The organism is Mesorhizobium sp. NPDC059025 (assembly GCF_042739655.1).
Classification (GTDB): domain Bacteria; phylum Pseudomonadota; class Alphaproteobacteria; order Rhizobiales; family Rhizobiaceae; genus Mesorhizobium.
On record NZ_JBHYIM010000003.1, the window covers coordinates 159,628 to 185,820 of the forward strand.

Consider the following 26,193-nt stretch of genomic DNA (forward strand, 5'->3'; position numbering starts at 1 on the left):
GGGATTACTCAGCTGCACTCGCCGGCATGGGTGGCCGCAGGCCGCTGCGGCGCTCGGCGGCGTAGGAGATGACCGCTACGGCAAACGCCACGACCATGGCGACGATGCCGAGCACCGGCAGGATGCGATAGCCGTAGCCGGCGCTGAGGACCATGGCACCGACTGAAGAGGCGAGCGCAATGCCGATGTTGAAGCCTGACGGGATCAGCGACGAGGCAAGGTTGGAGGCGTCGGCTGTCCAGGACAGGATACGGGCCTGGATCGGAGCACCGATGGAGAAGTTGAGTGCTCCCCACAGAGTGATCGCCACGACCATCGGCAGCGGGTAAGGACTGACCAGATAGACAATTGTCAGCATCACCGCCTGCAGCGCGAACATGGTGATGAGTGACGGCATCAGCTTCCAGTCCGCCAATCGCCCGCCGACGAAAACGCCGATCGTGGCGCCGACGCCGTTGAGCAGGAGAACCCACGGCACCTGCGCCTTGGTCAGCCCTGTGACTTCCTCGAGAAATGGGGTGATGTAGGTGTAGAGCGTCATCTGGCCCATCATCAGCATCAACATCAGGATGAGCGAGGTCCATACCTGCTGGCGGCCCAGAGCCCGCACTTCATGCGCCAGCCCGGCCGGTCTCGCGGAGGCTCCGGTGGCGCGGGGGAGGAGAACCGCCATGGCCAGCAGGGAGGCGACACCCAGCAGGCTCATCACCCAGAAAGTGGCGCGCCAGCCCCAGAGATTGCCGATCGCGGTGCCGACCGGTACGCCGATGATGTTGGAAACGGTCAGGCCGGACAGGACCAGCGCGATCGCCATGCCGCGCTGTTCGGGGCGAACCAGGCCGACGGCAACCACCATGGCGACGCCGAAATAGGCGCCATGCGCGACCGCGACTGCAACGCGCAGCGCCAGCATCGACAGGAAATCGGGCGCCACGGCGCAGGCGACCTGGCCGATGGTGAAGGCGATGGCAAGGGCGATCAGCAACGTCTTGCGCGAGACCCTTGACGTGGCGAGTGTCAGCAGCGGACCACCGATGGCGATGCCGAGTGCATAGCCGGAAACGAGGTAGCCGGCGCTCGGAATGGAGACACTCAGACCTTCCGCCACCTGTGGCAGCACGCCGGCGATGACGAACTCGGTCGTGCCGAAAGCAAAAGCGGCAAGGAAAAGGGCAATCAGGGGAAGCGGCATCATATTGCTCAAAAGGCCTATGAAACGGCCTCAGAACACGATCGCGTCTGTCAGGCAATCCAGAAATCGTGGACCACGGTTTAGTTTTTCTGGATAGCCATCCGTTGCGGTCAGCTGGCGCGCAGGCGGGAATCGCTGAGCAGGCCACGCTTCTCCAGCACCGGATAGGCGATGGAGGCGAGCAGCGAGTTGATCTGTTTCAAGTCGCGAATGGTGTCGAGATGGATGCTGCTGGTTTCGATGCTGTTGGGCGAGCCATCGCGCAAACGCAGGAAATGCGCCTGGCTGGTCTGCTTCTCATGGTCGCGCAACCGGTCCTTTTCCTCAACGATCTGACGAGCGGTCTCGGCGTCGCTGGAAACCAGCACGTTGAAGGCCAGCCTTGCGTTGGCAAGCACCGAAGCGTGGAAGGCGGTGAGTTCCCGCCAGCCCTCGGGCGTGAATTCCAGTCCGCGCTCCATCTTCTTGCGCACCAGGGGCAGCATATTGCGCACGATGATGTCGCCAACCTGTTCGAGCTTGACGCAGGCACCGATCAGTTCCTGGCAACGCAAGGCCTCGTCCTCGGTGAGCGAGTTCTTGGTCACCTTGGCGAGGTAGAGCTTTATGGCGGCGTGCTTCTGGTCGACCCGGTCGTCGAGGGCTGCGAGCGCCTTGATCTTGTCTTCGTCGGCCTGTTCATAGAGGTCGATGACGCGCTTCAGCATGATCTCGACGGTTTCGCAAACGCGCACGACTTCGCGGGTGGCGTTGCCGAGCGCCTGCGACGGCACGTTGAGCGCCGCTTCATTGAGTGCCGACAGTTCGGTGACCTGGAAAGCGTCGGCGGGAGTTTCCTTGACGCCCATTGCCACGATCTTCTGGGAAGCCCTGTAGACGAGCCCGGCCAAAGGCAGGCCTGCCAGCAGGACGATGACGTTGAACAGGATATGCGCGTTGACGATCTGGTCCGGCCCGGTGCTGCCGAGGAACGTCACCGGTGGCTTGAAGGCAAGGAACAAGGTCAGCATCAGCAGCGAGCCGAGCCCGCGCATCAGAAGGTTGCCAAGCGGCACGACACGCACGGCCGGCTCGGCGTTGCGGGTTAGCAGGGGTGCTATGATCGATGAGCCGAGATTGACGCCCAGGACCAGGACAATACCGAGATCCGACGGGATGAAACCGCGCCCGGCCAGCGTGGTCATCAGGAGCACTGCGGCGATGCTCGACTGGAACAACCAGGTGGCAAGCGCCGCCAGAAGATAGGCGGTAACGGGGTCGCCCTTGAAATAGTCGATGATGACGGGCAGCAACTGGCTCTCGCGCAGCGGCTCGGAGGCCTGGCCGATCATCTCCAGCGACAGGAGGAGAAGGCCGACGCCTATGAGGATGCGGCCGATCTGGCGCCAGTCGCGCCGTTCGGTGGCCATGAACATGATCGTGCCGGTGATCAGGCAGATCGGCACGATCAGCGTCAGATCGAAGGTGAGCAGCTTGACGACCAGCGCCGAGCCGATTTCGGCGCCGCGCACCGCGAGCTGTCCGGCCATGCCGGAGACAATGCCGGCACCGGCAAAGGAGCCGACCAGCAGCGTGACAGCCGTCGAACTCTGCAGTGCGATCGCCAGCGCGGTTCCCGTCAGCACCGCCAGCAGCGGGTTCTTCATGGTGCCGCGCAGCTTCAACCGCAACACATCGCCATAGGCGCGCTCGACACCGGTCTTCACCATCCGGGTGGCAAACAGCATCAGCGCCACGGCACCGGCCAGATGCAGGAGCACGACCGAGCCGCTCATGGACGCAGCCTCGATACGCAGCGCACGGCATGCCGCAATCCGTCAGGATTTGCGGCTGGACGCTTGGCCGGTGGAGCCAAACTGGCGTCGGCCTGATTTGAAACAGAGTTCATCATGAAAGCTACATATAGGGCAAAAGAGCCGATTCTTACATTAGCCGGATAATAATTTGCTGTTGATGTCGCCGTGCTTCGACGAGCGGCGGCCGGTGTCGGATTTGGACATGGACGGCCATGCCGTGTCGTTGGCCGATATGAAACGCATGGACGGGTCAGCTGTTGCAAAGCGCTGGGTCAAAGAGACAGGATTATTCTTCGGGGAAGGTTCGGAAAGTCTTCTAACCATCAGTGTTCATTACAAAATTGTAATGCTGCCATTCAGTTTTGGTTCATGTTGTGAACTCTATTTCCGTCGTGTGTACAAACGAGGAGTTACACCCATGAAACGTCTTGTTCTCTCGGCCATGGCCGTTTCGATGCTGGCGGCATCGACCCTGCAAGGCTTCGCAGCACCAGTCGCGACGATCTCCGTGCCGCAGTCGAATGTCACCCAGGTCCAGTGGCAGGAGCCGATCCGCAAGGATCGTCGTTACGAAGAGCGGCGCCATGGCGACCGGCGTTACGACAACCGCTACGACCGTCGCACAGTCGAAAAGCGCGTGATCATCCGCAGGGAAGTGGTGCGTGAGCCGCACTGGAAAGCCGGCCAGCGTTATCGGGAATGGAAGCGCTATCAGGGCATTCGCGACTATGATCGCTACGGGCTGCGCCGCCCGGGTACCGGCCAACAGTGGATCCGCGTTGGCGATCAATATCTGCTTGTCGGTATTGCCACCGGCCTGATCGCCGGCGCACTTGCCGCGCGCTGAGCCGGAATTCTTCCGAGACAAAAAAGCGGTCCATCGGGGCCGCTTTTTTCGTTGTCGTCACCGTCTGTGAAAACCGGGCATTGCCAGCGATTACGATAGCCAGTTCCGGCGGTCGTGCTTATATGATCGCCATGCGCTTTCCCCCGACCTTCCTCGACGAGATACGCGACCGCGTGCCGATCTCCTCGCTGATCGGCCTGCGCGTGGCCTGGGACAGGAAGAAGACCAATGCGCCGCGCGGCGACTATTGGGGGTGCTGCCCGTTCCACGGCGAAAAGACGCCATCGTTCCATTGCGAGGACAAGAAGGGGCGCTACCACTGTTTCGGCTGTGGTGTTTCGGGCGACCATTTCCGCTTTCTCACCGAGCTGGACGGCATGAGCTTCCCCGAGGCGGTCGAGCGCGTTGCCGAGATGGCCGGCGTGCCGATGCCTGCGCGTGACGAACAGGCGGAGCAGCGCGAAAAGCAGCGCGCCAGCCTTACCGATGTCATGGAGATGGCGACTGCCTTCTTCCAGGAGCGGCTGCAGGGTTCCGAAGGGGCCAGGGCGCGCGCTTACCTGCGCGAACGCGGCCTGACGCCGGCGACACAGCAGTCGTTCCGGCTGGGTTTCGCGCCGGACAGCCGCAACGCGCTGAAGGAGTTCCTGGCCTCGAAGGGGGTCGAGAAGGCGCAGATCGAGGCCTGCGGGCTGGTGGTGTTCGGCGACGATATCCCGGTCTCCTACGATCGTTTCCGCGACCGCATCATGTTTCCGATCCCGGATTCGCGCGGGCGCATCATCGCCTTTGGCGGGCGCGCCATGTCGGCGGACGTTTCGGCGAAATACCTGAACTCTCCCGAGACCGAGCTCTTCCACAAGGGCAATGTGCTCTACAATTTTGCGCGTGCCCGCAAGGATGTGGCGCGCGGCGGCACGGTGATCGCCGTCGAAGGTTATATGGATGTGATCGCACTGGCGCAGGCCGGTTTCGAGAACGCAGTGGCACCGCTCGGCACTGCGCTCACTGAAAACCAGATGGAGCTGCTCTGGCGCATGTCGGCTGAGCCGGTCTTGTGTTTCGACGGCGATGGCGCCGGCCTCAAGGCCGCCTGGCGAGCGGCCGACCTGATCCTGCCGTCGGTCCAGTCCGGACGCACCGCGCGTTTCGCGCTTCTGCCCGAAGGCAAGGACCCCGACGACCTGGTCAAGGCTGACGGCCCGGACGCCTTTCGTGCGGTGCTTGCAGAAGCACGGCCGCTGGCGGACCTGATCTGGACGCGTGAAACCGGGGGCAAAATCTTCGAGACACCGGAGCGCCGCGCCGAACTCGAAAAGACGCTGCGCGAGATCACCAGCCGGATCCGCGACGAAAGCGTCCGCTATCACTACCAGCAGGAGATGCGCGAACGCGTACAAAGCTTCTTTGCGCCGCAACGCGGAGGACGTCCTCCGCGGACCGGTGAACGTGGCGAACGAGGCCAGGGCAACCGGCAGGGCGGGCAATGGTCGCGCGGGGCTGGCGCTGCCGGGCGCAATGCGATCACCGAAAGCCTCGGCCGCTCGGCACTGGTGAAACGCGCTGGTGACGTGATGTCGGTGCGTGAGGCAACCGTCATGGTGGCGCTCGTCAACCACCCGGCACTGATCGACGAGAATTTCGAGCATGTCGAGTTCCTTGACCTCGCCAACAGCGACCTGCGCCGGCTGCATGCCGCGCTGCTGGATGCGCTGGCGCATGACCAGGCGAGCGACCGCGACACCATCATCGAGGCGATCGACCGCGTTGGCTGTCGGGAGATATGGGAGCGGGCAGTGGCGCTGATCCGCCGCACCAGACAGTGGCCGGCGCTGGAAAGTGCTGCGACCGACGATGCACGCGACGCCTTCAACCAGGTGCTGCACTTGCACCGCAGCCAACGCACATTACATAGGGAGCTGAAGCAGGCCGAAGCGGCGCTCGCCAGTGATCCCACCGATGAGAATTACCGGCATCTGGTCGAAATCCAGGCGCAGTTCCGCGACGTGCAGGCAACAGAAGCATTGATCGAAGGGTTTGGCGTATCCTCCGGCCGGGCGGGCAGGGCATAGCCGACCAATCAGGCGCGCCTAATTGATTCGCTTTTTTAAGGCGAATCATGCGAGAGGCGCTTGACCTTCTGGCAGAATGACGGAATCAGAACGATTCGAAACGTTAACCCATGCCCGGCATCGGCGCTAAATGACGATGTATGCACTGGACGGGAAGGGAAACCCGCCACAGATATCAGGGTTAATCTGGACTTAAGTGAGAAGCAGGTACTGGCATGACTGGCGCGTTTGTGAACGAGCGCAACTGATTTGTCAGCAGCGAAGCGGCCCCTTGGACGGCCGCCTGGAGAAGACTTAGAATGGCGACTAAGGAAAAGGAAGAGGTCGAAACCGAACGCGAGGGCACGACTGACGGCCCGTTGCTCGACCTTTCCGACGATGCTGTCAAGAAGATGATCAAGGCCGCGAAGAAACGCGGCTATGTCACGCTTGACGAGCTGAATGCGGTGCTTCCGTCGGAAGAGACGGACCCCGACCGCATCGAAGATATCAATGCGATGCTCAACGACATGGGCATCAACGTCGTCGAGGATGACGAACAGAGCGACGACGCCGAGGGCGAGAGCGCCGATTCGTCTGAAGATGACGCCAACGAGCTTGCCGAACAGACCGGCACCGCCGTTGCCACCGTCGCCAAGAAGGAGCCGACCGACCGCACCGACGACCCCGTGCGCATGTATCTGCGCGAGATGGGTTCGGTGGAGTTGCTGTCGCGCGAAGGCGAAATCGCCATCGCCAAGCGCATCGAGGCTGGCCGCGAGACCATGATCGCGGGCCTGTGCGAAAGCCCGCTGACCTTCCAGGCCATCATCATCTGGCGCGACGAGCTCAACGAAGCCAAGATCCTGCTGCGCGAGATCATCGACCTCGAAGCCACCTATGCCGGCCCCGAGGGCAAGCAGGCGCCGGTCGTCGAGCGTGTCGAGGAAGACGCCAAGCCGAAGGAAGAGCCTAAGGCCGGGCGCCGCCGCGGCGGCGACGACGAGGACGACATCACCAATGTCGGCGGCGATACCCGCGGCCTCGAGGAGGACGAAGAGGACGAGGATGAGGCGAGCCTGTCGCTGGCGGCGATGGAAGCGGAGCTTCGCCCGCAGGTGATGGAGACGCTGGACGTCATCGCCGACACCTACAAGAAGCTGCGCAAGCTGCAGGATCAGCAGGTCGAAAACCGTCTCGCTGCCGCGGGCACGCTTTCGCCGAGCCAGGATCGGCGCCTGAAGGAGCTGAAGGACGAACTGATCACGGCGGTGAAGTCGCTGTCGCTCAACCAGGCTCGCATCGAGGCTCTGGTCGAGCAGCTCTACGACATCAACAAGCGCCTGGTGCAGAACGAAGGCAAGCTTCTTCGTCTCGCTGAAAGCTATGGCGTGCGCCGCGAGGAATTCCTCAAGGAATACCAGGGTTCCGAGCTGGACCCGAACTGGACCCGGAACATCGCCAACCTGACGACGCGCGGTTGGAAGGAGTTCACCAAGAACGAGCAGAACGCGATCCAGGACCTGCGCTCCGAGATCCAGAACCTCGCTACCGAGACGGCGATCTCGATCCTGGAATTCCGCAAGATCGTGAACCAGGTGCAGAAGGGCGAGCGCGAAGCAGCGATCGCCAAGAAGGAGATGGTGGAAGCGAACCTTCGCCTCGTCATCTCGATCGCGAAAAAGTACACGAACCGCGGCCTGCAGTTCCTGGATCTGATCCAGGAAGGCAACATCGGCCTGATGAAGGCGGTCGACAAGTTCGAGTACCGTCGCGGCTACAAGTTCTCGACCTATGCGACCTGGTGGATCCGGCAGGCGATCACCCGTTCGATCGCCGACCAGGCCCGCACCATCCGTATCCCGGTGCACATGATCGAGACGATCAACAAGATCGTGCGCACCTCGCGCCAGATGCTGCACGAGATCGGCCGCGAGCCGACGCCGGAAGAGCTGGCTGAAAAGCTCGCCATGCCGCTGGAAAAGGTGCGCAAGGTGCTGAAGATCGCCAAGGAGCCGATCTCGCTCGAAACGCCGGTGGGCGACGAGGAGGATTCGCATCTCGGCGATTTCATCGAGGACAAGGGCGCGATCCTGCCGATCGATGCCGCGATCCAGGCGAACCTGCGCGAGACCACAACGCGGGTGCTGGCTTCGCTGACACCGCGCGAAGAGCGCGTGCTGCGCATGCGCTTCGGCATCGGCATGAACACCGATCATACGCTGGAAGAAGTCGGCCAGCAGTTCTCGGTGACGCGTGAACGTATCCGCCAGATCGAGGCCAAGGCTCTGCGCAAGCTCAAGCATCCGAGCCGCAGCCGCAAGCTGAGAAGCTTCCTCGACAGCTAAGACAAAAGAAGCCCGGGCACGTCCCGGGCTTTTTCTTTTCAGCAAGTCCAGCAAGAGTTGAAGCGTTTCCTCATTCCCGGCAAAAAGCGGAAAACGCTCTGGAGGTCACCGATGCGTAACATCCTGATGACAATCGTCTGCCTTGCGGCCCTGCCGTTCATGGCAATCGAAGACGCGCAAGCCGCAAAGAAGATCGGCATGGCCAACCCAGCCTCGCTTCATTGCTTGAAGATCGGCGGCAAGCTGAAAATCCGCACGGACGCCAATGGCAATCAGTCCGGTTACTGCCGCCTGCCGAATGGCCGCGTCTGCGAGGAATGGGCGCTGTTCCGCGACAAGAAATGCGTAAGGCCAAAAGGCTGAAAAAATGGCCCCCGCGACGATGCGAGGGCCACAACCCGGATCACAGGCAGCTGGGTTTGAAGTTGCCGGCGTTGAGCTCACGGCCGTTGATCAGCAGCGACGTGCCGGGTGACTGCGTCAGCGAACCGTTCACATAGGAACCGAAGCTCGACACCAGGCAATTGCGCGGTGTGCCCTCGATCGTGACATCGCCGCCGACATCGACGGCCGGTCCCATGAAGTAGAGGCCGGATTTGGCGGCATTCTCGATGCGCATGTTCTTGAAGGTGATGTTTTTCACCGGCCCGCCGAGGAAGTCCCAGTCGCTGCCATAGATGAAGGCGCCATAGGTGCCGGCATTGGTGATCACCACATCCTTGAGATGAATGTCGGAGACCGGGTTGAAGAAGATGCCGGCGTTGCGGGTGCTGTCGATCGACAGCCCGTTGACGCGTACGTTGGTGGTCCTGGCTTCCTCGGGCAGGGTCGATGCGGTGACCAGCATCAAGCCATTGATGCCGCCCTTCAGCGTCATGTTGGTGATGGCGACGTTGGACGTGCCCTGCAGCACGACGAGGTCCATGTCGAGGCCCTGCGCGGAATTGTCGACCGTCACCTTGTTCATGGTCACGTCTTTTGCCGCGACCAGCAGCACGCCCTCGCGGCGTGACTTGCTGATTGTCACGTTGTCGAGCGTGATGCCATTCGCCGCATGGGTGATGACCGGCGGCCAGTCGGTGTCGTCGATGCGGCTGCCGGCAAAAATGCCGTAGGTGACGCTGTCGATGGTCGTGTCGCGCACGGTAAGCCCGCTGGTGCCAAGCGCGCTGATCGCGGCATGAGGGGCCCGGTTCGGGTTGCCGACCGCGAACTCGCAATCCGAATTGTTGTTGCAGATGTAGAGGTCGCGGATCGAGGTCTTTTCGACGAGTGCACCCGTGACATTGTCGAGGCGGATACCGTCGCCGGCGGTCTTGCTGATCTGGACGTCGCGAACCGTGATCCCGGATGCCCCGTTGCTGGCGATGGCACTCAGGCCGCCGCTGATGGCGAGATGGTCGATGGTGCTGCCGGAGGCCATGGCAACGACGTTTGCGAGCGGATTTGAGCCGCTCAGGCGCGTTGCAGCGCCCTCGTTGCGGAAGGCGGCCTCGAGGCGGCTGCTGGTGCCCCGCACCCCGATGACGCCGCCGCCGCCAAGCATGTACTGCCCGACGCCGAGCTGCAGTGTCTGGCCAAGCGTGATATCGCCACTGGCCAGGACAAGGGCGTCCTTGCCGGCGGCGGTCAACGCAGCATTGATGGTCTTGGCGTCGCTTGCGGCCGAGACATTGACCACCTTGCCGATCTTGCGACCATTCGAGACGAATTCCGCTGCTTCCACGGCGCCAGTTGCGCCGGCATAGGTGCGGATGAAATCGGCGCGTTCGACGTGCTGATACATCGGGTCGAAGGCAGCCTGGCCGACCCGGTTCGACCCGCCGAGCGGAACACGCAGGCGTGCGGTGAAGGCGAACTCGGTACGATCCTGCTTGTCGTATGAGACAGAGGCGCCGAGCGCCAGTGTCGAACCCGAAACACCGGGAAGACCGGCGAAACTCAGCTCCGCCCGGGCCTTTACACCGAGCGTGTCGTCAATCGCTCCCTTGCCGTCATACCAATAGGTGCCGCCGAAGATCTTCATCTGGGCTGCCATGTCTTCCGGGAACAGCGGCAGCCGAACACCTGCTTCCGCGTCGAAACCGCCACGGGCGATTTCGCCGCCGGCGCGGAATTTCAGCTCGTCACCCGTGATGAAGACGCGACTGAGACTGGCGATGGCCTTCTCGTCGGTCAGCGGCAGATAGATGTTGGCGCGTGCCTCGTAGAGCGGCCCAAGTGCTTCCACGCCGAAGGACAACTGCTTGAAGTTGTGGCCGTATTCACTGTTGAAGCTGTCGAAATAGCCGTAGGCGCCATAGACCCAGTCATTCGCGGCGCGATGGCGATAGCCGAGCCCGAAGGAACCCTGACGGGCCGAGCCTTCGACGAAGCTGCCACTGACGTCGAAGAAGGCGGCATTGCCTTTGTCGAGTTGCCAGGGCAGGAACAGGCCGATGCCGCCGGTACCGTTGCCGTAGGCGAGATTGCCGTCGACTTCCAGGATCGGTTGCTGGACTTGCGAAAAGGCATGGCTGGAGAGGGCGGTGCCGCTGATCAGCGCCGCTGCGAACAGGCTTGGGAATTTCATGACAGGCTTTTGGATTCCGATTGAACGGCGTTCGGATATTATACTTGATTAAAAGAGTCCAGTTATATCCGAAGATATGCAAAGCCAATGCCAAGGCCCGTTTCACGCACGAATTCAACGGGTTGTACGGTAGACCTGTGTGTTAGCCCAGAGGCGGGGCGCATGTTGGTTCAATCGGCGGGGCCGTCGTCCAGGGGCAGATCGTGGTCTGCCCATTGGTCTCGTGGAATCTCGGCACCAAGCAGGAATTCGAAGGCGACGACGGTCTTGAGGTCCGGTGCCACCTCGCAATTGAACGCGAGCCCATACCAATGCTTCCTGCTGCGCATCGCAGCACCTCCTGCTTCGAGCCTGCGGCCTGTCACCTTTGCGTCCTTCATCGCGTATGGAACGACCAGGTCGGGCTGGAAGCCGGTTCCCTGTCGGCGCAGTTGCGCCAGGGCTTCTATGTTGCAGAGCTGGATGACCCGCTCCTGCGGCGCCAGTTGCGGCAGAGCCTTGCGCGCGCCGCGGCTGCGTGGATCGGCAAGAACCTGCGCGGAATAGAGCTTCTCGGCCTTGACCATCGGTTGCCGGGCAGGGGCTGCGAGCGGTGCCTCAAGGGCCGGCTGCGCTGCGGGAGCATTTGGCACCGCTTTGGGTGTTGAGGCCGCTTCACCTCGCTGCACTGGTTCCGGTGGCTTCGGTGCCGGCACGAAATCGACCTTTATGCTTTCGATCGGGGGTAGGCGCAGTGCTTGCGGGACGGGCAGCAACATCACACCGGCCAGGAGCAACAGATGCAACAGGCAGGACGCGCCGACGCTGAGGCGTATATCGGCATTCGCGCCCTGTGACGCTGAAAATGCGGACGCGGACACAACACCAGTGCCTCTTGCGGCAGCGATTGGCTCGATCGTGACAAGTGGGAGGCGCAAGGGAGGGTTTCGTCAAAAACGCGAGGACAACGACACCCAAGACCCAAGGGCAACAGTGCGGCAGTTTGGTGATGAATGGAAGTGACGCTTTGCCAGGTGCGCGTTGTTGATCGGCAGCAATCCGATCGGAGAAAATGATTCAACGCGTTCGGGAGCAGATTCGAAAAACCCGGCCAAGTCATTGGCCGGGTTTTCCTTTCGGTCTGGTTATCTCGCGCTCGCCGGGAAGGTCGGCAGCTTGGCTATGTCGTCCGGGTCGTGCTGGACGACCAGGGTCGCGCCGAGCGTCCTGGCCATCGACTGCAGCCGTGTCATAGAAGCAAGGCTGTCGGCGCGGTTGGTGTTGAAGGGTGGGACACCGCCTGTTTCGAACTGTTTTTCGAAGTGAGCGACGTCACCGCTCAGCAGAACAGGTCCTTTCTCGGCGAGCCGTACCAGCAATGCGTGACTGCCGGGTGTATGGCCGGGCGTGGACAGCATCACAACCGAGCCGTCGCCGAAGACATCCTTGTCGCCTTCAACAGCGTCGACCGGCGCGCCACCGCCGAGCCAGGGCGCAAGCAAGGAAGGTTCCGCACCGAACGGCACCGGCCTCGACTTCAGCGCTTCCAGATCGGCTTTGCCGATCATCAGGCGTGCCTTCGGGAAGCCGGCGGCCTGGCCGACATGGTCGAAGTGATAATGGCTGATTCCGATCAGGCCGATGGTCTCCGGTTTCACGGCGATCTCCCGGAGCTGATCCTGGACCGTGCGGTCGAGCGTCGGTGCCAGCACTTCGTTGGCCGCCAGCGGCTTGCCGAGCAGGGCAGCGGGCAGGCCGGTATCCCACAGCATGTAGTCGTTGCCGTGCCTGACGACGTAGCAACTGTCGGTGAGTGTCTTTTTTTCACCGGCATAGGCGAAGGTATCGGAAAAGACGCTGAGATCGCCGACCGCGATGCGACCGCAATCGAGGCGCCAGAGTTCAACCTGCGGTGCGGCATTTGCGGTGCCTGCGTTGGCGGCGATGGTCGCTGCGAACATGAAATTTCTGAACATCGTCGTTGGATCCTGTGTTGACGGTGGATCAGGGTTTACGATCTGTCGTCGTGCGAGTGGTGCCGGAAGCGCTTGAATTATGTGCCGGAAACGCTCATCATGTTGCGCGATACTCTGCGGCCGACTAAGCTCGGTGAATGAACGACACGAAATCGTCCCGGCTCGCCGAGCGTCTGTTGCAGGCTTTGCGGCCACTCGCGCTCGACCCGGCCCGGCCGCAAAAACAACCCGGAATGCACCTGCACGGACGGCAGCTGTTCAGCTATTGCTGCTTTACGGCCGAGCGGCTTGCCCGCATCAGCAACGAGAAGCCACTTATCGGCATCGTCCTCAGCGGTTCGAAGGAAATCTGGCTGGGCGACGCCGGGCAGCGTTTCGAAGAAGGTGACGTGTTCGTCTTTCCGCACGGTCGGGCCTTCGACGTGGTCAATGTGCCGGCCGAGACAAGCGGCATCTATGAGTCCCTCATCGTCGAAGTGGACCATGTCCCGGAATCCGTGCGTCGCCTTGGCCGGCCGCCCGGAGTCCCCGCTGCCGGGCTTGATCTGCGCGTGCCGCTGACGGAAGATCTGGTTGCAGCACTTTCCCACGCAGCGCCGGTACTCGCTGCATCGGGTCACGCGGCGTTGTTGGCCGAGCACAGACTGGCTGAAGTGCTGCTCCTGCTGCGCAACGTGCCGGCTGCGGCCTGGCTGTTCGAAGTCTCCCTGCCGGAACGTGTTGCCCTGCTGGTCGCCTCGGCACCCGCACGGCGCTGGACGGCCGAGATGCTTGGTCAGGCGCTTGGCATGGGTGCCTCGACATTGCGGCGGCAACTGGCCGATGAAGATACCTCGCTTAGAGCGGTGCTTTCCGCCACGCGCATGCAGCTTGCCCATGATGTCCTTGCCAGGGGCGAGGGCAATGTCATGGCTGCGGTCAGCGCGGCCGGCTATGCCTCGCGCTCGCATTTCGGCCGCCAGTTCCGCGGTCTTTATGGTGCGTCGCCAAGTGTGGTACGTCAAAAGGGTTCAACCGAACAGTCCAGGTGAAGAACGCCCATGTCGCCCGAATTCCTGCTCACCACTTTGATCATCGTCGCTTCGCCGGGTACCGGCGTCGTCTACACGCTTGCCGCGGGGCTTTCGCGCGGCGGACGGGCGAGTGTGCTGGCGGCGTTCGCCTGCACGCTTGGCATCGTGCCACATCTGGTCGCCGCATTGACCGGACTGGCGGCGCTGCTGCATGCCAGCGCCATCGCCTTCGAGATCGTGAAATATGCCGGCGTCGCCTATCTGCTCTACATGGCCTGGCAGAGCCTGCGCGAGCATGGCGCACTGAAGGTGGAGACAAAGCCCGATGCCCGCAGCGTCCGCCAGGTCCTGGTCGACGGTGTGCTCATCAACCTGCTCAATCCGAAGCTGTCGATCTTCTTCGTGGCCTTCCTGCCGCAGTTCATCGCGCCCAACGAACCCAATGTTCTGGCACGCATGCTGGAGTTGTCGGGCATATTCATGGCGGCAACCTTCATCATCTTCGCCATCTATGGCCTGTGTGCGGCCTCCGTGCGTGACCGCATCGTCGGCAGCGTGCGCGTGATGACTTGGCTGAGGCGCAGCTTTGCCGCCGCCTTCGTGGCGCTCAGCGCAAAGCTGGCTTTGACGACGCAGCAATAGAGGTTCTGGGAAAACTGGCTGGAACGCAGAAGCAGCTTGTCATCGCGACCAATGGGGCAGGACTCTATGAGTTCACCGATCAGGTCGTACGGTGGATTGCTGGCACCTCAGTGGAGACAGGCCTGCTGACTGCCTTTGTAAGGCATACGTCCTGCTCGCTCATCATCCAGGAGAATGCCGACCCGGATGTGAGGCGCGACCTGGAAGCCTTCTTCCGCAGGCTGGTGCCGCCAGCGGATGACCCATCCATGGACTATCTTGTCCATCGTCTCGAGGGGGCGGACGACATGCCTGCGCACATCAAGAGCGCGCTGACGCTGGTCTCGATATCGATCCCCGTCGTCGGTGGCCGTCTCGGGCTCGGCACATGGCAAGGCATTTATCTTTTCGAGCATCGCAGCCTTCCGCACCGGCGAGAGGTGCTGCTTCATCTGGCCTGAAAAGGGGAGGTGCCGAAGCACCTCCGCTCAACGTGCCGGCTCGCAGACCATGCCGACGACGCGGCGCACGATCGGCAGCACGACGAGCAAGGTTGGAAAAGCGACCAGCCACGACAGGCCCCAGGCGACCATCCAGATGCCGGGCATGGATGGGTGGAGGCCGAGGCTCTTCAGCGTCGAGATCAGCGAGACGATGAAGGTCATCAGCAGCGAGAGGACAAGCGGGCTGATGATGGCGGCATAACGCGCAGGCAGCTTCCTGCGACGCGTGACATTGCTTGTCATGGGAGTTTTCCGAAAAAGGTCCGGTTCATGGCAGGGCATCCTTGGCCTCATGGGCTCAGCCCGGATGAACCGGGATTGGATGCGTTGCTTGACGTCAGACGCTTACGGAGAGGCGATTGCCTTCGCCGCTCATATAGCGGCGGCGCGCCGGTAAATCAACATTCGCTTCAAATCGCATAAGATGCATCGTAAGATATATCTTGACTCATCGAAGATGCGCTCCTAATTAAGATATATCGTAAGACATAACGTAAGGAGTTATCAATGCACAGACATCATTCATTCGGGGAGCGTGCCGAGCGTGCGTTCTGGCACATGGCCGGCCGTTTCGGCGGTGGGCGCGGCGGTCAGGGTCCCTTCGGTCACGGCCGGCGCGGTCATGGCGGACCCGGCGAAATGCTGAGAGCCGGCCGCATGTTCGGCGACGGCGACCTTAAGCTGATTGTTCTTTCCTTGCTGTCGGACGCGCCGCGCCACGGCTACGACATCATCAAGGCGCTCGAGGAACGGTCTTCGGGCATCTACAGCCCGAGCCCCGGCGTGGTGTATCCGACGCTGACTTTCCTGGAAGAGGCGGGCTATGCCGTCTCGTCCACCGAGGGTGCCAAGAAGGTGTTTTCCATCACGGAGGCCGGCGAGGCGCATCTGGAGGAAAACCGCGACATGGTCGAGCGTGCGCTCGAACACCTCGAGCGGGTCAGCGAGAAGATGGCCAAGGCGCGCGAATGGTTCGGCTGGGACGACGATCGCGAGCGGCGGCATGACCGCGACGAGCGGCGCAACCCCGAACTCAAGCTGCTGCGCCGCCGGCTGCGTGCCGCGCTCGCAGAGATACTCGAAGCGCCTGCCGACAAGCAGGCTGAAGCGGCCAGCATCCTGAAGGATGCCGCCGAGGCGCTGGAAACGCTGGTCAAGCGCTAAGCGCCAAGAGCACAAGGCAAGGGGCAGGCCGGTGGAGCCCACCGCGCTTGCCCCTTGCTGTCAGGACGGCTACTGAACGGTTGGAAATCGCGCTGGCTACCCCTGAGCCGCTGCGTTGCTGAATCGGTGGAGGTCGCCCATGTCCTTTTTTAAACGTCTGTTCGGCGGCGGTGGCGGCAGCGAACCGGAAACACCCGGCAAAGCCAAACCAGCCAAGGAAATCGAGCACAAGGGTTTCACCATCGCCGCCACGCCTTACAAGGCGGATGGGCAGTACCAGACCTGCGGTGTCATCTCCAAGGAGATCGACGGCGTGATGAAGGAGCATCGTTTCATTCGCGCCGACCGTTTTGCCGGGCTTGATGATGCCGTCGACATCACGCTGAAAAAGGGCGTTCAGCTCATCGATGAGCAGGGTGAGCGTATTTTCGGTTAAGTCGTTTGATTTCAGGCAAAAACACAACAGCCGCCGTGACGACACGGCGGCTGTTGCTTTGGTCGACTGGCTCAGGCCGCGACAGCCTGGAGAGCTGATCCGGCTACCGAGGCGGCAAGCGTGTCGACCTGTTTTGCGGCCTCGGCGAGCGCGGCATTCAGCGCGTCCTCACCCTTTGCTGCGCCTTCCACGCGAATGATTTCCACGTCGGTCATGCCGTTGAAGGCCAGCACGCTTTTCAGATAGGGGACGGCGAAGTCCATCACGGCACCGGGGCCTTCGGAATAGATGCCGCCAGAAGCCAGCACCACATAGACCTTTCTGCCTGTAACCAGACCTTGCGGGCCGTTCGCACCGTAGGAGAACGTGCGGCCGGAACGCATGATGTGGTCGATCCAGGATTTCAGCGTCGAGGAAATCGAGAAATTGATGAAGCCGGTGGCCAGTATGATGTGATCGGCTGCAAGCAGTTCATCAACGGCGGCATCGGAAACACAGACGACCTCGGTCTGGCGCGGCGTGCGTGCCTCCGCCGGCGTGAAGATACCGCTGGCATAATCCGGCTCGATATGCGGCAGCGGGTTGGCAACGAGATCGCGCCTGGTCAGCGTGGATCCGGGCAGCGCAGCCTGCAGCTTGTTGGCCAACTCGGTGGCGACCCGGGTGGAATGCGAAGCCTCGCCACGTGGGCTCGAGGTCACGAGAAGGATGTTGGACATTTCAGCTCTCCGTTGGTGATGGCGGGCGACCGCCTGATTTCGGAGAGACAGATAGCGCTCGACATCGATCTAAAAAATTGGGAAAATATCTATCGAATATATCTATAAATTGGATAAGGCATGCTGGCGAACCCGACCCTCGACCAATTGCAGGTGTTCCTGGCGGTGGCTGAAACCGGCAGCTTCTCCAGTGCAGCGCGCCATCTCAACCGCGCACAATCGGTGATCAGCTACACCATCGCCAATCTGGAGGCGCAGCTCGAACTCAAGCTCTTCACCCGCGAAGGCACACGCGAGCCTATACTCACCGTGGAAGGCAAGGCGATGCTGGCCGATGCGCGTCGCATGGTCGGCGTGCTGCAGGATATCCGCGCTCGCGCCGACGGGCTGAAACGCGGGCTGGAGGCTGAACTGACGATCGCCGTCGATGTGACAGTGCCTTCGCCGGCCCTGGTCAGGGCGCTAGCGGCTTTCGAGGCCGAATTCCCATCCGTGTCGCTGAAACTCAATGTCGGCGCGCTCGGCGTGATATGGGAGCAGCTTGCGCGGCGGCTCAGCGATCTGAGCTTCGGCGGATCGCCGCGTGATCTCGGCGACGATCTGGTGTCGGTGCGTATCGGCGAAGCTTCGATGGTGCCGGTCGCTGCGCCAGGCCACCCGCTGGCAATGTACAAAGGCAGGGTGCCGCTGTCTTTTGTGCGCGAGCATATCCAGCTCGTCGTCTCCGACGTCAGCAAGGTCACCGAGGGTAAGGAATTCAGCGTTTTTGCCTATCGCACCTGGCGCATGACGGACATGTCGACGAAAAGGGACCTGATCCTGTCCGGTCTCGGCTGGGGCGGGCTGCCGACATGGATGATCCTGGAAGACGTTCGGCTGGGGCGCTTGAAGGTGCTCGATCTCGAGCCGTATCCAGAGCGGCCTTACCCTCTGCATGCCTTCTACAGGGCAGATTCACCGCCGGGGCCGGCTGGCGCCTGGCTGATCGAACGGTTCAGCCAGGAACTGCCGAATGTCTGTTCGAAGCTGGAGCACATGACCGACGAAGCGCGCAGAAAAGAGGGTCAGGAACGATCCTTGCGTAGCAGTCCGTCGATGACGGCAGCAAGCACCACACGATAGTCGTCCGCGGAAGCACCTGCATCGACCGCGAGCGCGGCACGGTCGAATGCTGCTCCCAAAAGGGATGTCAGCGCTTCCAGCGGCAGCTTGGGCAAGTCGCCTGCACGCATCGTCGCTGCCAGTCCTTCGCGCAGGGTGCGGTTGCCATGCCGGCCATCGATGTCGTCCATCTCGGCCCGCCCGAGTACCGCCGGCCCGTCGAGCAGCAGCAGTCGCGTGCGGCCGGGCAGGCCCATGGCCGCGACATAGGCCTCGCCGCCGGCAAGCAGTGCGTCTCGCGCTGAAAGCGTGCGCGGAGCGGCCTGTTCGATCGTTTTCGCGACCGCTGCTGCCTCGGCCTCCACCACGGCTCGGAACAGCGCCTGCTTGTCGGCGAAGTGATGATAGAGCGCGCCGCGCGTGACGCCGGCAGCGGCCACGATTTCCGGCGTGCCGGTCTCCGCATAGGATTTCTCGGTGAAAAGCCGCCGCGCGGCGGCGACCAGTTCGCCGCGCGTGGCCTCGGTGCGGTCGCGGTTGGACCGGCGCGAATTCGCCTCTTGCATACATGCAGCCTGTATGTTAATTCAATCTACATGCAGACTGTATGTTTATTTCGAGAGGAAGGAAAGCATGAAAACCACCAGCTATTACCCCGTGCTGATGACCGGCGATGTCGCCGGCACCACTGCCTTCTATGTCGAGCATTTCCGCTTCAAGCCGCTGTTCGAAAGCGACTGGTATGTGCACCTGCAGTCGTCCGAGGACAAACGTGTCAATCTGGGCGTCGTGCAGGGCGACCACGAGACCATCCCGGCAGAGGGACGAGGCCGTGCGTCCGGGCTGCTCATCAACTTCGAGGTGAAGGATGTCGATGCCGTACACGAGCGGGTCGCGGCGGCTGGATTGCCGATCCTGCGTTCGCTGCGCGACGAGCCATTTGGTCAGCGCCATTTCATCACCCGCGATCCGAACGGCGTTCTGATCGACGTGATCAAGCCGATCCCACCGAGCGAGGAGTTCCTGGCACAGTTCGCGCCCGAGGCAGTCGGCAAATAGCAGGCAGGTCAACTGACAGAACCTGTCGGTAGTGAACCGGAAGACTACCCGCACGCGATGGCGCCGACGTTGCACGCAACCTATGCTGGGCCCGTTGAACCGGGCCCATTCCATGCGTGACATCAATCTTATCCGAGCTCCCTTCAATCTCGGTTTGCGTCCACTCCGGCCCGGCCATGAGCCAGGTACCTGGCGGGCGCCGCAGGCGTTGACGGAGGCTGGACTGGTCGAAGCGTTGGTGCCGGCGCGGATCATCGATCTGCAACGCCCCTCGTACAGCACCGAACCACAGCCTGACACGAAATTGCGCAATGGCCCGGCGATCCGCAGCTTCAACCTGCGATTGGCCGATCTGGTCGCCGATACGATCGGGCGAGGGGCGTTTCCGCTCGTCATCGGCGGCGACTGCACGATCCTGCTCGGCGCCCTGGCAGGCGCGCGATGCTCCGGGCCGTTGTCGCTGGTTCATGTCGACGGCCACAGCGACTTCCGTCATCCAGGCAATGACGACGACAATCTGCCGCTTGGTTCGGCCGCCGGCATGGATCTGGCGGCTGCGACGGGGCGCGGCGAAACACTGCTCACCGACTGGCCGGGCATAGCGGGACCTTTGCTCCGCGACGATCAGGTGATCCAGATCGGCGAGCGCGAGAACCGCGATGCCGACTACGCCTGGCGTGACATCGAAGCCACGGATATCACACAGGTCGATGTATTCGCCGCGCGCGAGCTTGGCGCGGCAGGCGTTCTTGCCAAAAGCGAGCCTGTGCTGGCGGGCAACGGCCGTCACTGGCTGCATTTCGACGTCGATGCGCTCGATCAGTCTGTCATGCCGGCGGTCGATTCTCCCGGCAGTCCGGGGATCGATCCGGATGAGCTCATTGCCATCCTGGCCGCACTGGTCGCCAGACCGGGTTGCGTCGGCATGGATGTGACGATCTTTGACCCGGACCTGGATCAGACCGGTGAACTGGCAGTCTGGCTGGTGAATTTCCTGCGCAGGGTGTTTGACGGCTTCTAACCCGCCCGCGCGAACATAAGATCGCTAGCAGTTGCCAGGCGCGACGTAACCCGTGGCCAGAATGTTGTCGTCACCCCAGCGCTTCAGCGCCAGAATGATCGGCTCCAACGACCGCCCACGTTCGGTCAGTGAATATTCGACCTTGGGCGGCACCTCCGCATAGACCTTGCGATCGATCAGGCCGCTCGTCTCCAGTTCGCGCAACTGATTGGTCAGCATGCGCTGGGTGACCGTCATCTTGCGGCGCAATTCGTTGAAGCGAAGTGTACCCTGCTGGATGAGGTGGTAGAGGATGACACCTTTCCACTTGCCGCCGATGAGTTCCAACGTGCCCTCCACGGGGCATGCGGGTGAATTGCGCAGATCTTGATGACGGATGCGGCCCACGGGATTACTCCACGGTATCATTTTCGACACTATATACACTAAATGTGCATTCTTGCGGAAACAGCACATAGAGCACATCTGGCATGTACGCAAAACAGGAGACATGCCATGCGTGCCATTGGGTATCTGGAACCACAGCCGATTTCGGCCCCTTCATCCCTCGTCGACATGGAGCTGCCGCGCCCAAAGGCTCTTGGCCGGGACATACTGGTCGAGGTGAGGGCCGTTTCGGTCAATCCCGTCGACACCAAGGTGCGTGCCGGTGCGAAGCCGGCTGAAGGCCAGCACAGGGTGCTCGGCTGGGACGCCGCCGGCGTGGTTGTTGAAACCGGTCCCGAAGCGAGCCTGTTCAGGCCCGGCGACGAGGTCTTTTACGCGGGGGCCATCAACCGGCCCGGCTCGAACGCCGAATTCCATCTCGTGGACGAGCGGATCGCGGCGCTGAAGCCGCGCTCCCTGGATTTTGCGGCGGCAGCCGCTCTGCCGCTGACGACGATCACCGCCTATGAGGCGCTGCTCGATCGGCTGGACGTGACCCGGCCCGTCGCTGGTGCGGCCAACGCCATCGTCATAGTCGGCGCCGCAGGTGGCGTCGGCTCGATCGCCATCCAGCTTCTGCGTGCCCTGACCGATCTGACGGTCATTGCCACTGCATCGCGACCCGAAACGGTCGAATGGGTGAAGGCGCGCGGCGCGCATCATGTGATCGACCACAACAAGGCGATGGCGGAACAGGTGGCCGCACTTGGTATCGGGGCGCCAGCTTTCGTGTTTTCACTGACCCATAGCGATGCCCATGCCGGCGAGATCGCAAAACTGATCGCGCCGCAGGGCAGGGTGGCACTGATCGACGACCCCAAATCCTTCGATATCATGCTGTTCAAATCGAAGGCGCTGTCGCTGCACTGGGAAATGATGTTCGCGCGACCTGTACACCAGACAGCGGATGTCATCCGGCAGCACGAGCTTCTGACCAAGGTTGCCGGACTGGTCGATGCCGGCAAGGTCAGCTCGACCATCACCGACAACTACGGAAAAATCTCGGCGGCGAATCTGAAGCGCGCCCACGCCCAGATCGAATCCGGCACCACGCTGGGCAAGATTGTGCTTGCCGGCTGGTAACTTCAGCCGGCTCTTGCCACCGGCGTCACCGCGATGCGGCTGATGCCGGTGCGGCGCAGCACCGTGCAGACCGTCTCGCGGCCGATGCGCTCGGCATCCAGCATCCGGACCAGATCGTCGACGCCGGTCACCGGCCGCCCGTCGATGGCAGCGATGATATCGCCCTCTTTCAAACCGGCCTTTGCCGCGGGACCACCCGGCTCGATGCTCCGCAGCCGCACTGCGGTGCTGCTGGTGACCTGCGAAAGCAGGGCAGCCCGACGCGGCAGGTTGGTCGTGTCGGCGGAAATGCCGATGAAGGCGCGGCGCACACGGCCGAAGCGGATGATTTCGGAGATGACAAAGTTGGCCGTGTTGGAGGCCACAGCGAAGGCGATGCCTTGTGCGCCGGGGATCATGGCGGTGTTGATGCCGATGACTTCGCCTGCGGAAGACACCAGCGGCCCGCCGGAATTGCCGGGATTGAGCGCGGCGTCGGTCTGTACGACGTCATCGATCAGGCGACCCGTCGTGGCACGCATGGAGCGACCGAGTGCCGAGACGACACCGGTGGTGATCGTCCACTCGAATCCCAGTGGATTGCCGATGGCGATTGCGATCTGGCCGCGCCTGAGCCGTTTGGAATCGCCGAGCGGTGCGACATTGGCGAAGGAGCCGCCAGCGCGCACCAATGCGATGTCGGTGTCCGGATCGGCACCGAGCACACGTCCCTCATCGACGGTGCCGTCGGGCATGGCGACACGCACGGCACGCGCGTCGCCGACGACGTGGAAGTTGGTGACGATCAAGCCGTCCGGCGAAATGACGAAACCCGAACCGTGCCCTCCGCGTCCGCCGATCCGCTCTATCCGGCAGACGGCAGGGCCGATACGGTCGACGGCGTCGGCGACCGTGGTGGAATAGGCATCGAGCAGAATGTCGTCCCGGGGAGCTGGATCGAGAGCTGGCAGCGCCATGGCAGGCTTCCCATGTGAAAACGTGGATCGATGCCTATATGTGCGGAGCGTGAGCTTTCGCCGCGACCTGACCAGATGGCCAGCAGCCGGTCTTCCTAGCCGTCAGGCGAGTATCATTGCCGGCGCCAGCCAGCGATATCTGGGGAACCAACAATCCCGGAGGTCATCATGAGCGACTTCAATCTTGGCGCCTTCTCGGACGCCATCGCCGATATCGCGGAAGGCGCGGCACCTGTCGTCGCCAGTCTCGACGCGCACCATGGCCGCACCACCTCAGCCTTCCACTGGGGGGCTGGCTACTTCGTCGCCGCCGAGGAGGTTCTCGATGCCGACGATGAAATCGAATTGACACTCGGCTCCGGCGAGCGAGCCAAGGCGACGCTCACCGGCCGCGATCCCTCGACGGGCATCGCGTTGCTGAAGACCGAGCGAATCGATCTGCCGGTGTTGGCGCGCGCCTCAGCTGTGCGGCCAGGCAACATCGCGATCGCCACGGGCAACAGCGAAGGCGCGGCCCTTGCGGTGCTTGGAACGGTCGGTGAAGCAGGCCCAGCCTGGCGTTCGATGCGGGGCGGAACGATCGACCGTCGTATCAACCTTGCCGTCGGCGCCGGCAGCCGTTTCGAAGGCGGCCCGGTGCTGGATTCCGGAGGCGCGCTGATCGGCATGCTTCTGTTCGGGCCACGCCGCCGCGCGCTGGTCATTCCGTTCGAAACCATCGAACGCACCGTGGCAGTCTTGAGGGAAAAGGGCCATGTCGTGCGCGGTTATCTCGGGGCTGCCCTGCATCCCGCCCGTGACGGCGACACCGCCGGTGCCATGGTGATGGGATTGGACGAAAGCGGTCCCGCCAAGGCGGCCGGTTTGCATGTCGGCGACATCATCGTGGCCTGGAACGGCGAGCCGGTGGAAGGGCCGCGCGGCCTGATGCGCAGGCTGGGGTCGGACAGTGCCGGCAGTGAGGTCAAACTCGGCATCCTGCGTGGCGGCGGCCGCAGCGAAGTTCCCGTGACGATCGGCGAAAAGCCGCTGAACTGAGAGGATCAATGACAGGCAGGCGACTGACAGTGCTGATCGCGCTCGGCGATGCCGGGCGGGCCGAGCGGCTGTCGGCATCTCTGGCTGCCGGGGAGGAGTTCGCGCCTGTTCCGGCGGGCAGTGTGTCAGGCTTCGACGTCGCCATCGTCGACAATGCCACCCTCCAGCTGGACGCACCGCTGGTGCTGTTGTCGCCTCGTCCTGTTGCCGCCGTCAACGGCAGTGCGGGCCGTGTCTTCGCTGTCTTGCCACCGAACGCCGAGGATGGGCTGATCGGCGCCGCGGCGCGACTGGCAGCAGCGGGATATCACGCGGTGCGCGATGAAGAGGCCCTGGACGCCGGTTTCCCGGCCGAGGCAGGCGATCATCCCGGCGAACACGAGGTCGTGGCGCGGCCATCGCTCTCTCCGCGTGAGGCAGAGGTGCTGGCCCTGCTTGCCGAAGGCGCACCCAACAAGGTGATCGCCCGCCGACTCGACATTTCCGTACATACCGCCAAGTTCCATGTCGCGGCGATCCTGACCAAGCTCGGAGCAGCCAACCGCACCGACGCGATCGCGATCGCGATGCGACAGGGCCTGGTGCTGGTCTAAAGACCGGGCACTCCGCACCGTCATCAAGGGCTATCGCACCTTGCATCCCAGTCCTGCCCGGGCAAGGATCGGCGATTGCTGCAAGGAGGCCGATGCATGTCGCTCAAGGGAAAAACACTGTTCATTTCCGGCGGGTCGCGCGGCATCGGGCTGGCGATCGCCTTGCGCGCCGCCCGCGATGGCGCCAACGTCACCATCGCGGCCAAGACCGACACGCCGCATCCCAAGCTGCCCGGTACCATCCACACGGCGGTAGAAGAGATCGAAAAGGCTGGTGGCAAGGGGCTCCCGGTTCTGTGCGACATCCGCGAGGAAACACAGGTTGCGCAAGCCGTCGCCAGGACGGTCGAGCGTTTCGGTGGCATCGACATCTGCATCAACAATGCCAGCGCCATCCAGCTCACCGGTACACTCGAAACCGACATGAAGCGCTACGATCTGATGCATCAGATCAATACGCGCGGCACATTCCTTGTTTCCAAAATGTGCATTCCGCACCTGAAGTTGGCGTCGAACCCTCATATTTTGAATCTGGCGCCGCCACTCGACATGAAAGCCAAATGGTTCAAGGGCCACGTCGCCTACACGATGGCGAAATTCGGCATGTCGATGTGCACGCTGGGCATGAGCGCGGAGTTTTCTTCGGCGGGCATTGCGGTCAATTCGCTGTGGCCGTTGACGGCGATCGACACGGCGGCGGTCCGCAATCTTCTCGGCGGTGAGACGGTTGCGTCAATGAGCCGTTCGCCCGAGATCATGGCCGATGCGGCACATGCGATCCTGACGCGGCCGTCGCGCGAGGCGACCGGCAATTTCTACATCGACGAAGAGGTGCTGCGCGCCCAAGGGGTCAGCGATTTCTCGAAGTATGCGCCGGGCGCGAAGGGTGCACTCGCCGGCGATTTCTTCGTGCCCGACGAGGTGTTCGCCAGGACGGACACCAAGGTCACGGGCCTGTTCTGAGGCGGGTACCCGGCCGATTGCGCGGGTCAGTCCGGCGACTTGTCGCCTTTTCCATGACCCATCAGACGGTCGATGTATGCCAACATCAGCGCCGACAGCACGAAGGTGAGGTGGATGATGGTCAGCCACATCAACTGGTCGGTGGAGTAGGACGAGGAGTTCAGGAACACCTGCAGCAGATGGATTGACGAGATCGCGACGATGGTCGAGGCAACCTTGACCTTCAGCGAACCGACATCGATCGTGCCCAGCCAATGCACCTTGCCTTCATGCTCGTCGAAACGGCTGACGAAGTTCTCGTAGCCGGAGATGATGACCATGACCACGAGCGAGGCGACGAGGGCGGCATCGATGAGGCCGAGAATCTTCAGGATCGTATCCGTGTCGCCCAGCACCATGACGGTGCTCACAAACTCGTAGAGTTTCTTGGCGAACGAGAGCGCATAGATGGCAAGCGCCAGGCCAAGCCCGAGATAGAACACCACCAGAAGCCAGCGCGAGGCCAGGATGATGGATTCGATGGCGAGTTCGAGGCGTTTCATAAGATGCGTCCGTGCTTCCAGTCGGCGTCGTTCTAGAGCAATTCCAGAAAAAGTGTGTAGCGGTTTTTCGTCCGGAATTGCGCAAAAGCAAAAGTCAGAGCGTTTCCGCGTTTCCGTGAAAAACGGAAACGCTCTAGTGAGCGGCGCGGTCTTGGCAAGACACGAAATGCGCCATGCCGGATCCGTTGATGCCA

27 protein-coding genes are annotated in these 26,193 nt (G+C 62.4%); 16 read left to right on the forward strand and 11 right to left on the reverse strand.

Annotation, left to right across the window (positions count from 1 at the left end):
• Window positions 1-4: 4 nt before the first annotated feature.
• Together ACFWYE_RS08790 and ACFWYE_RS08795 are read right to left on the reverse strand one after the other, a co-directional pair.
• Window positions 5-1,192: an MFS transporter gene (locus tag ACFWYE_RS08790; RefSeq protein ID WP_379110825.1), complete on the reverse strand. Its 1,188-nt coding sequence runs from the start codon at window positions 1,190-1,192 to the stop codon at window positions 5-7.
• Window positions 1,193-1,302: 110 nt separating this feature from the next.
• The gene (locus ACFWYE_RS08795) at window positions 1,303-2,967 is read right to left on the reverse strand and encodes a Na/Pi cotransporter family protein (protein ID WP_379110826.1); all 1,665 of its coding nucleotides are present in this window, start codon (window positions 2,965-2,967) and stop codon (window positions 1,303-1,305) included.
• 439 nt (window positions 2,968-3,406) lie between these two features.
• Here ACFWYE_RS08795 and ACFWYE_RS08800 point away from each other — a divergent pair, with 439 nt between their 5' ends.
• The 4 genes from ACFWYE_RS08800 (at window position 3,407) to ACFWYE_RS08815 (ending at window position 8,597) form a co-directional block, all read left to right on the forward strand.
• Window positions 3,407-3,835, forward strand: coding sequence for an RcnB family protein (locus ACFWYE_RS08800; RefSeq protein ID WP_379067953.1), 429 nt, complete (start codon window positions 3,407-3,409; stop codon window positions 3,833-3,835).
• Between the two features lie 131 nt (window positions 3,836-3,966).
• Window positions 3,967-5,907, forward strand: coding sequence for a DNA primase (gene dnaG / locus ACFWYE_RS08805; protein ID WP_379111387.1), 1,941 nt, complete (start codon window positions 3,967-3,969; stop codon window positions 5,905-5,907).
• Between the two features lie 299 nt (window positions 5,908-6,206).
• The gene (rpoD, locus tag ACFWYE_RS08810; RefSeq protein WP_379067956.1) at window positions 6,207-8,234 is read left to right on the forward strand and encodes an RNA polymerase sigma factor RpoD; all 2,028 of its coding nucleotides are present in this window, start codon (window positions 6,207-6,209) and stop codon (window positions 8,232-8,234) included.
• Between the two features lie 111 nt (window positions 8,235-8,345).
• Window positions 8,346-8,597: a DUF333 domain-containing protein gene (locus ACFWYE_RS08815; protein ID WP_379110827.1), complete on the forward strand. Its 252-nt coding sequence runs from the start codon at window positions 8,346-8,348 to the stop codon at window positions 8,595-8,597.
• A gap of 40 nt (window positions 8,598-8,637) precedes the next feature.
• Here ACFWYE_RS08815 and ACFWYE_RS08820 read toward each other — a convergent pair whose 3' ends face one another.
• The 3 genes from ACFWYE_RS08820 to ACFWYE_RS08830 form a co-directional block, all read right to left on the reverse strand.
• Window positions 8,638-10,806 (reverse strand): right-handed parallel beta-helix repeat-containing protein, encoded by a 2,169-nt coding sequence (locus ACFWYE_RS08820; RefSeq protein WP_379110828.1) that lies wholly within the window; start codon window positions 10,804-10,806, stop codon window positions 8,638-8,640.
• 170 nt (window positions 10,807-10,976) lie between these two features.
• Complete coding sequence (locus tag ACFWYE_RS08825) at window positions 10,977-11,666, reverse strand: DUF930 domain-containing protein (RefSeq protein WP_379110829.1); 690 nt, start codon at window positions 11,664-11,666, stop codon at window positions 10,977-10,979.
• 264 nt (window positions 11,667-11,930) lie between these two features.
• Window positions 11,931-12,761, reverse strand: a complete 831-nt coding sequence (locus ACFWYE_RS08830; RefSeq protein ID WP_379110831.1) for an N-acyl homoserine lactonase family protein — start codon at window positions 12,759-12,761, stop codon at window positions 11,931-11,933.
• Between the two features lie 137 nt (window positions 12,762-12,898).
• Between ACFWYE_RS08830 and ACFWYE_RS08835 the strand changes: the two genes are divergently transcribed.
• The 3 genes from ACFWYE_RS08835 to ACFWYE_RS08845 are packed head-to-tail and all read left to right on the forward strand — an operon-like array spanning window position 12,899 to window position 14,856.
• A complete protein-coding gene (locus ACFWYE_RS08835; RefSeq protein WP_379110833.1) occupies window positions 12,899-13,792 on the forward strand; it encodes a helix-turn-helix domain-containing protein in 894 nt (297 codons plus the stop codon).
• Between the two features lie 9 nt (window positions 13,793-13,801).
• Entirely contained in the window at window positions 13,802-14,416 is a 615-nt protein-coding gene (locus ACFWYE_RS08840) for a LysE family translocator (protein ID WP_379110835.1), read from the forward strand.
• Window positions 14,417-14,430: 14 nt separating this feature from the next.
• On the forward strand, window positions 14,431-14,856 hold the full coding sequence (locus ACFWYE_RS08845) for a secondary thiamine-phosphate synthase enzyme YjbQ (RefSeq protein WP_379111389.1): 426 nt from the start codon (window positions 14,431-14,433) through the stop codon (window positions 14,854-14,856).
• Between the two features lie 27 nt (window positions 14,857-14,883).
• Here the strand turns inward: ACFWYE_RS08845 and ACFWYE_RS08850 are convergent, their stop codons facing one another.
• Window positions 14,884-15,141, reverse strand: coding sequence for a DUF2798 domain-containing protein (locus ACFWYE_RS08850; RefSeq protein ID WP_379067975.1), 258 nt, complete (start codon window positions 15,139-15,141; stop codon window positions 14,884-14,886).
• A gap of 264 nt (window positions 15,142-15,405) precedes the next feature.
• On the opposite strand from ACFWYE_RS08850, the gene ACFWYE_RS08855 reads away from it, so the two are divergent.
• Together ACFWYE_RS08855 and ACFWYE_RS08860 are read left to right on the forward strand one after the other, a co-directional pair.
• Window positions 15,406-16,062 (forward strand): PadR family transcriptional regulator, encoded by a 657-nt coding sequence (locus ACFWYE_RS08855; RefSeq protein WP_379067978.1) that lies wholly within the window; start codon window positions 15,406-15,408, stop codon window positions 16,060-16,062.
• A 139-nt stretch (window positions 16,063-16,201) separates the two neighbouring features.
• Complete coding sequence (locus ACFWYE_RS08860) at window positions 16,202-16,498, forward strand: HlyU family transcriptional regulator (protein WP_379067980.1); 297 nt, start codon at window positions 16,202-16,204, stop codon at window positions 16,496-16,498.
• A gap of 71 nt (window positions 16,499-16,569) precedes the next feature.
• On the opposite strand, the gene ACFWYE_RS08865 is transcribed toward ACFWYE_RS08860, so the two are convergent.
• Window positions 16,570-17,217, reverse strand: coding sequence for an FMN-dependent NADH-azoreductase (locus ACFWYE_RS08865; protein ID WP_379110836.1), 648 nt, complete (start codon window positions 17,215-17,217; stop codon window positions 16,570-16,572).
• A 120-nt stretch (window positions 17,218-17,337) separates the two neighbouring features.
• On the opposite strand from ACFWYE_RS08865, the gene ACFWYE_RS08870 reads away from it, so the two are divergent.
• A complete protein-coding gene (locus ACFWYE_RS08870; protein WP_379110837.1) occupies window positions 17,338-18,339 on the forward strand; it encodes a LysR family transcriptional regulator in 1,002 nt (333 codons plus the stop codon).
• On the opposite strand, the gene ACFWYE_RS08875 is transcribed toward ACFWYE_RS08870, so the two are convergent.
• Entirely contained in the window at window positions 18,282-18,884 is a 603-nt protein-coding gene (locus ACFWYE_RS08875; protein ID WP_379067989.1) for a TetR/AcrR family transcriptional regulator, read from the reverse strand. The genes ACFWYE_RS08870 and ACFWYE_RS08875 overlap by 58 nt on opposite strands.
• A gap of 67 nt (window positions 18,885-18,951) precedes the next feature.
• Here ACFWYE_RS08875 and ACFWYE_RS08880 point away from each other — a divergent pair, with 67 nt between their 5' ends.
• Both ACFWYE_RS08880 and ACFWYE_RS08885 read left to right on the forward strand, forming a co-directional pair.
• Complete coding sequence (locus ACFWYE_RS08880) at window positions 18,952-19,377, forward strand: VOC family protein (RefSeq protein WP_379067992.1); 426 nt, start codon at window positions 18,952-18,954, stop codon at window positions 19,375-19,377.
• Between the two features lie 112 nt (window positions 19,378-19,489).
• Window positions 19,490-20,398 carry an arginase family protein gene (locus ACFWYE_RS08885; protein WP_379110838.1) on the forward strand — a complete coding sequence of 303 codons (909 nt, stop codon included), beginning with the start codon at window positions 19,490-19,492 and terminating at the stop codon, window positions 20,396-20,398.
• 24 nt (window positions 20,399-20,422) lie between these two features.
• On the opposite strand, the gene ACFWYE_RS08890 is transcribed toward ACFWYE_RS08885, so the two are convergent.
• Window positions 20,423-20,806 (reverse strand): winged helix-turn-helix transcriptional regulator, encoded by a 384-nt coding sequence (locus ACFWYE_RS08890; protein WP_379067998.1) that lies wholly within the window; start codon window positions 20,804-20,806, stop codon window positions 20,423-20,425.
• Window positions 20,807-20,893: 87 nt separating this feature from the next.
• Between ACFWYE_RS08890 and ACFWYE_RS08895 the strand changes: the two genes are divergently transcribed.
• Window positions 20,894-21,907, forward strand: coding sequence for a zinc-binding alcohol dehydrogenase family protein (locus ACFWYE_RS08895; RefSeq protein ID WP_379110839.1), 1,014 nt, complete (start codon window positions 20,894-20,896; stop codon window positions 21,905-21,907).
• A 2-nt stretch (window positions 21,908-21,909) separates the two neighbouring features.
• Here ACFWYE_RS08895 and ACFWYE_RS08900 read toward each other — a convergent pair whose 3' ends face one another.
• Window positions 21,910-22,863: a S1C family serine protease gene (locus ACFWYE_RS08900; RefSeq protein ID WP_379110840.1), complete on the reverse strand. Its 954-nt coding sequence runs from the start codon at window positions 22,861-22,863 to the stop codon at window positions 21,910-21,912.
• Between the two features lie 168 nt (window positions 22,864-23,031).
• Here ACFWYE_RS08900 and ACFWYE_RS08905 point away from each other — a divergent pair, with 168 nt between their 5' ends.
• From ACFWYE_RS08905 to ACFWYE_RS08915, 3 genes are all read left to right on the forward strand, one after another.
• On the forward strand, window positions 23,032-23,901 hold the full coding sequence (locus ACFWYE_RS08905) for a S1C family serine protease (RefSeq protein WP_379110842.1): 870 nt from the start codon (window positions 23,032-23,034) through the stop codon (window positions 23,899-23,901).
• An 8-nt stretch (window positions 23,902-23,909) separates the two neighbouring features.
• A complete protein-coding gene (locus ACFWYE_RS08910; protein WP_379068010.1) occupies window positions 23,910-24,494 on the forward strand; it encodes a response regulator transcription factor in 585 nt (194 codons plus the stop codon).
• A 96-nt stretch (window positions 24,495-24,590) separates the two neighbouring features.
• Window positions 24,591-25,457 (forward strand): SDR family oxidoreductase, encoded by an 867-nt coding sequence (locus tag ACFWYE_RS08915; protein ID WP_379110843.1) that lies wholly within the window; start codon window positions 24,591-24,593, stop codon window positions 25,455-25,457.
• 26 nt (window positions 25,458-25,483) lie between these two features.
• On the opposite strand, the gene ACFWYE_RS08920 is transcribed toward ACFWYE_RS08915, so the two are convergent.
• Complete coding sequence (locus tag ACFWYE_RS08920; protein WP_379068016.1) at window positions 25,484-25,999, reverse strand: TIGR00645 family protein; 516 nt, start codon at window positions 25,997-25,999, stop codon at window positions 25,484-25,486.
• Between the last annotated feature and the right edge of the window lie 194 nt (window positions 26,000-26,193).

What these genes read in the sequence shown, in the direction of transcription:
- ACFWYE_RS08835 (WP_379110833.1), top strand. Translation starts at nt 12,899, where the DNA reads ATGAACGACACGAAATCGTCCCGGCTCGCCGAGCGTCTGTTGCAGGCT.
- ACFWYE_RS08870 (WP_379110837.1), top strand. Translation starts at nt 17,338, where the DNA reads ATGCTGGCGAACCCGACCCTCGACCAATTGCAGGTGTTCCTGGCGGTG.
- ACFWYE_RS08790 (WP_379110825.1), bottom strand. Translation starts at nt 1,192, where the DNA reads ATGCCGCTTCCCCTGATTGCCCTTTTCCTTGCCGCTTTTGCTTTCGGC.
- ACFWYE_RS08915 (WP_379110843.1), top strand. Translation starts at nt 24,591, where the DNA reads ATGTCGCTCAAGGGAAAAACACTGTTCATTTCCGGCGGGTCGCGCGGC.
- ACFWYE_RS08910 (WP_379068010.1), top strand. Translation starts at nt 23,910, where the DNA reads ATGACAGGCAGGCGACTGACAGTGCTGATCGCGCTCGGCGATGCCGGG.
- ACFWYE_RS08850 (WP_379067975.1), bottom strand. Translation starts at nt 15,141, where the DNA reads ATGACAAGCAATGTCACGCGTCGCAGGAAGCTGCCTGCGCGTTATGCC.
- ACFWYE_RS08795 (WP_379110826.1), bottom strand. Translation starts at nt 2,967, where the DNA reads ATGAGCGGCTCGGTCGTGCTCCTGCATCTGGCCGGTGCCGTGGCGCTG.
- ACFWYE_RS08860 (WP_379067980.1), top strand. Translation starts at nt 16,202, where the DNA reads ATGTCCTTTTTTAAACGTCTGTTCGGCGGCGGTGGCGGCAGCGAACCG.
- ACFWYE_RS08905 (WP_379110842.1), top strand. Translation starts at nt 23,032, where the DNA reads ATGAGCGACTTCAATCTTGGCGCCTTCTCGGACGCCATCGCCGATATC.
- ACFWYE_RS08855 (WP_379067978.1), top strand. Translation starts at nt 15,406, where the DNA reads ATGCACAGACATCATTCATTCGGGGAGCGTGCCGAGCGTGCGTTCTGG.
- ACFWYE_RS08820 (WP_379110828.1), bottom strand. Translation starts at nt 10,806, where the DNA reads ATGAAATTCCCAAGCCTGTTCGCAGCGGCGCTGATCAGCGGCACCGCC.
- ACFWYE_RS08895 (WP_379110839.1), top strand. Translation starts at nt 20,894, where the DNA reads ATGCGTGCCATTGGGTATCTGGAACCACAGCCGATTTCGGCCCCTTCA.
- ACFWYE_RS08815 (WP_379110827.1), top strand. Translation starts at nt 8,346, where the DNA reads ATGCGTAACATCCTGATGACAATCGTCTGCCTTGCGGCCCTGCCGTTC.
- rpoD (WP_379067956.1), top strand. Translation starts at nt 6,207, where the DNA reads ATGGCGACTAAGGAAAAGGAAGAGGTCGAAACCGAACGCGAGGGCACG.
- ACFWYE_RS08890 (WP_379067998.1), bottom strand. Translation starts at nt 20,806, where the DNA reads ATGATACCGTGGAGTAATCCCGTGGGCCGCATCCGTCATCAAGATCTG.
- ACFWYE_RS08865 (WP_379110836.1), bottom strand. Translation starts at nt 17,217, where the DNA reads ATGTCCAACATCCTTCTCGTGACCTCGAGCCCACGTGGCGAGGCTTCG.
- dnaG (WP_379111387.1), top strand. Translation starts at nt 3,967, where the DNA reads ATGCGCTTTCCCCCGACCTTCCTCGACGAGATACGCGACCGCGTGCCG.
- ACFWYE_RS08875 (WP_379067989.1), bottom strand. Translation starts at nt 18,884, where the DNA reads ATGCAAGAGGCGAATTCGCGCCGGTCCAACCGCGACCGCACCGAGGCC.
- ACFWYE_RS08885 (WP_379110838.1), top strand. Translation starts at nt 19,490, where the DNA reads ATGCGTGACATCAATCTTATCCGAGCTCCCTTCAATCTCGGTTTGCGT.
- ACFWYE_RS08830 (WP_379110831.1), bottom strand. Translation starts at nt 12,761, where the DNA reads ATGTTCAGAAATTTCATGTTCGCAGCGACCATCGCCGCCAACGCAGGC.
- ACFWYE_RS08880 (WP_379067992.1), top strand. Translation starts at nt 18,952, where the DNA reads ATGAAAACCACCAGCTATTACCCCGTGCTGATGACCGGCGATGTCGCC.
- ACFWYE_RS08920 (WP_379068016.1), bottom strand. Translation starts at nt 25,999, where the DNA reads ATGAAACGCCTCGAACTCGCCATCGAATCCATCATCCTGGCCTCGCGC.
- ACFWYE_RS08800 (WP_379067953.1), top strand. Translation starts at nt 3,407, where the DNA reads ATGAAACGTCTTGTTCTCTCGGCCATGGCCGTTTCGATGCTGGCGGCA.
- ACFWYE_RS08840 (WP_379110835.1), top strand. Translation starts at nt 13,802, where the DNA reads ATGTCGCCCGAATTCCTGCTCACCACTTTGATCATCGTCGCTTCGCCG.
- ACFWYE_RS08900 (WP_379110840.1), bottom strand. Translation starts at nt 22,863, where the DNA reads ATGGCGCTGCCAGCTCTCGATCCAGCTCCCCGGGACGACATTCTGCTC.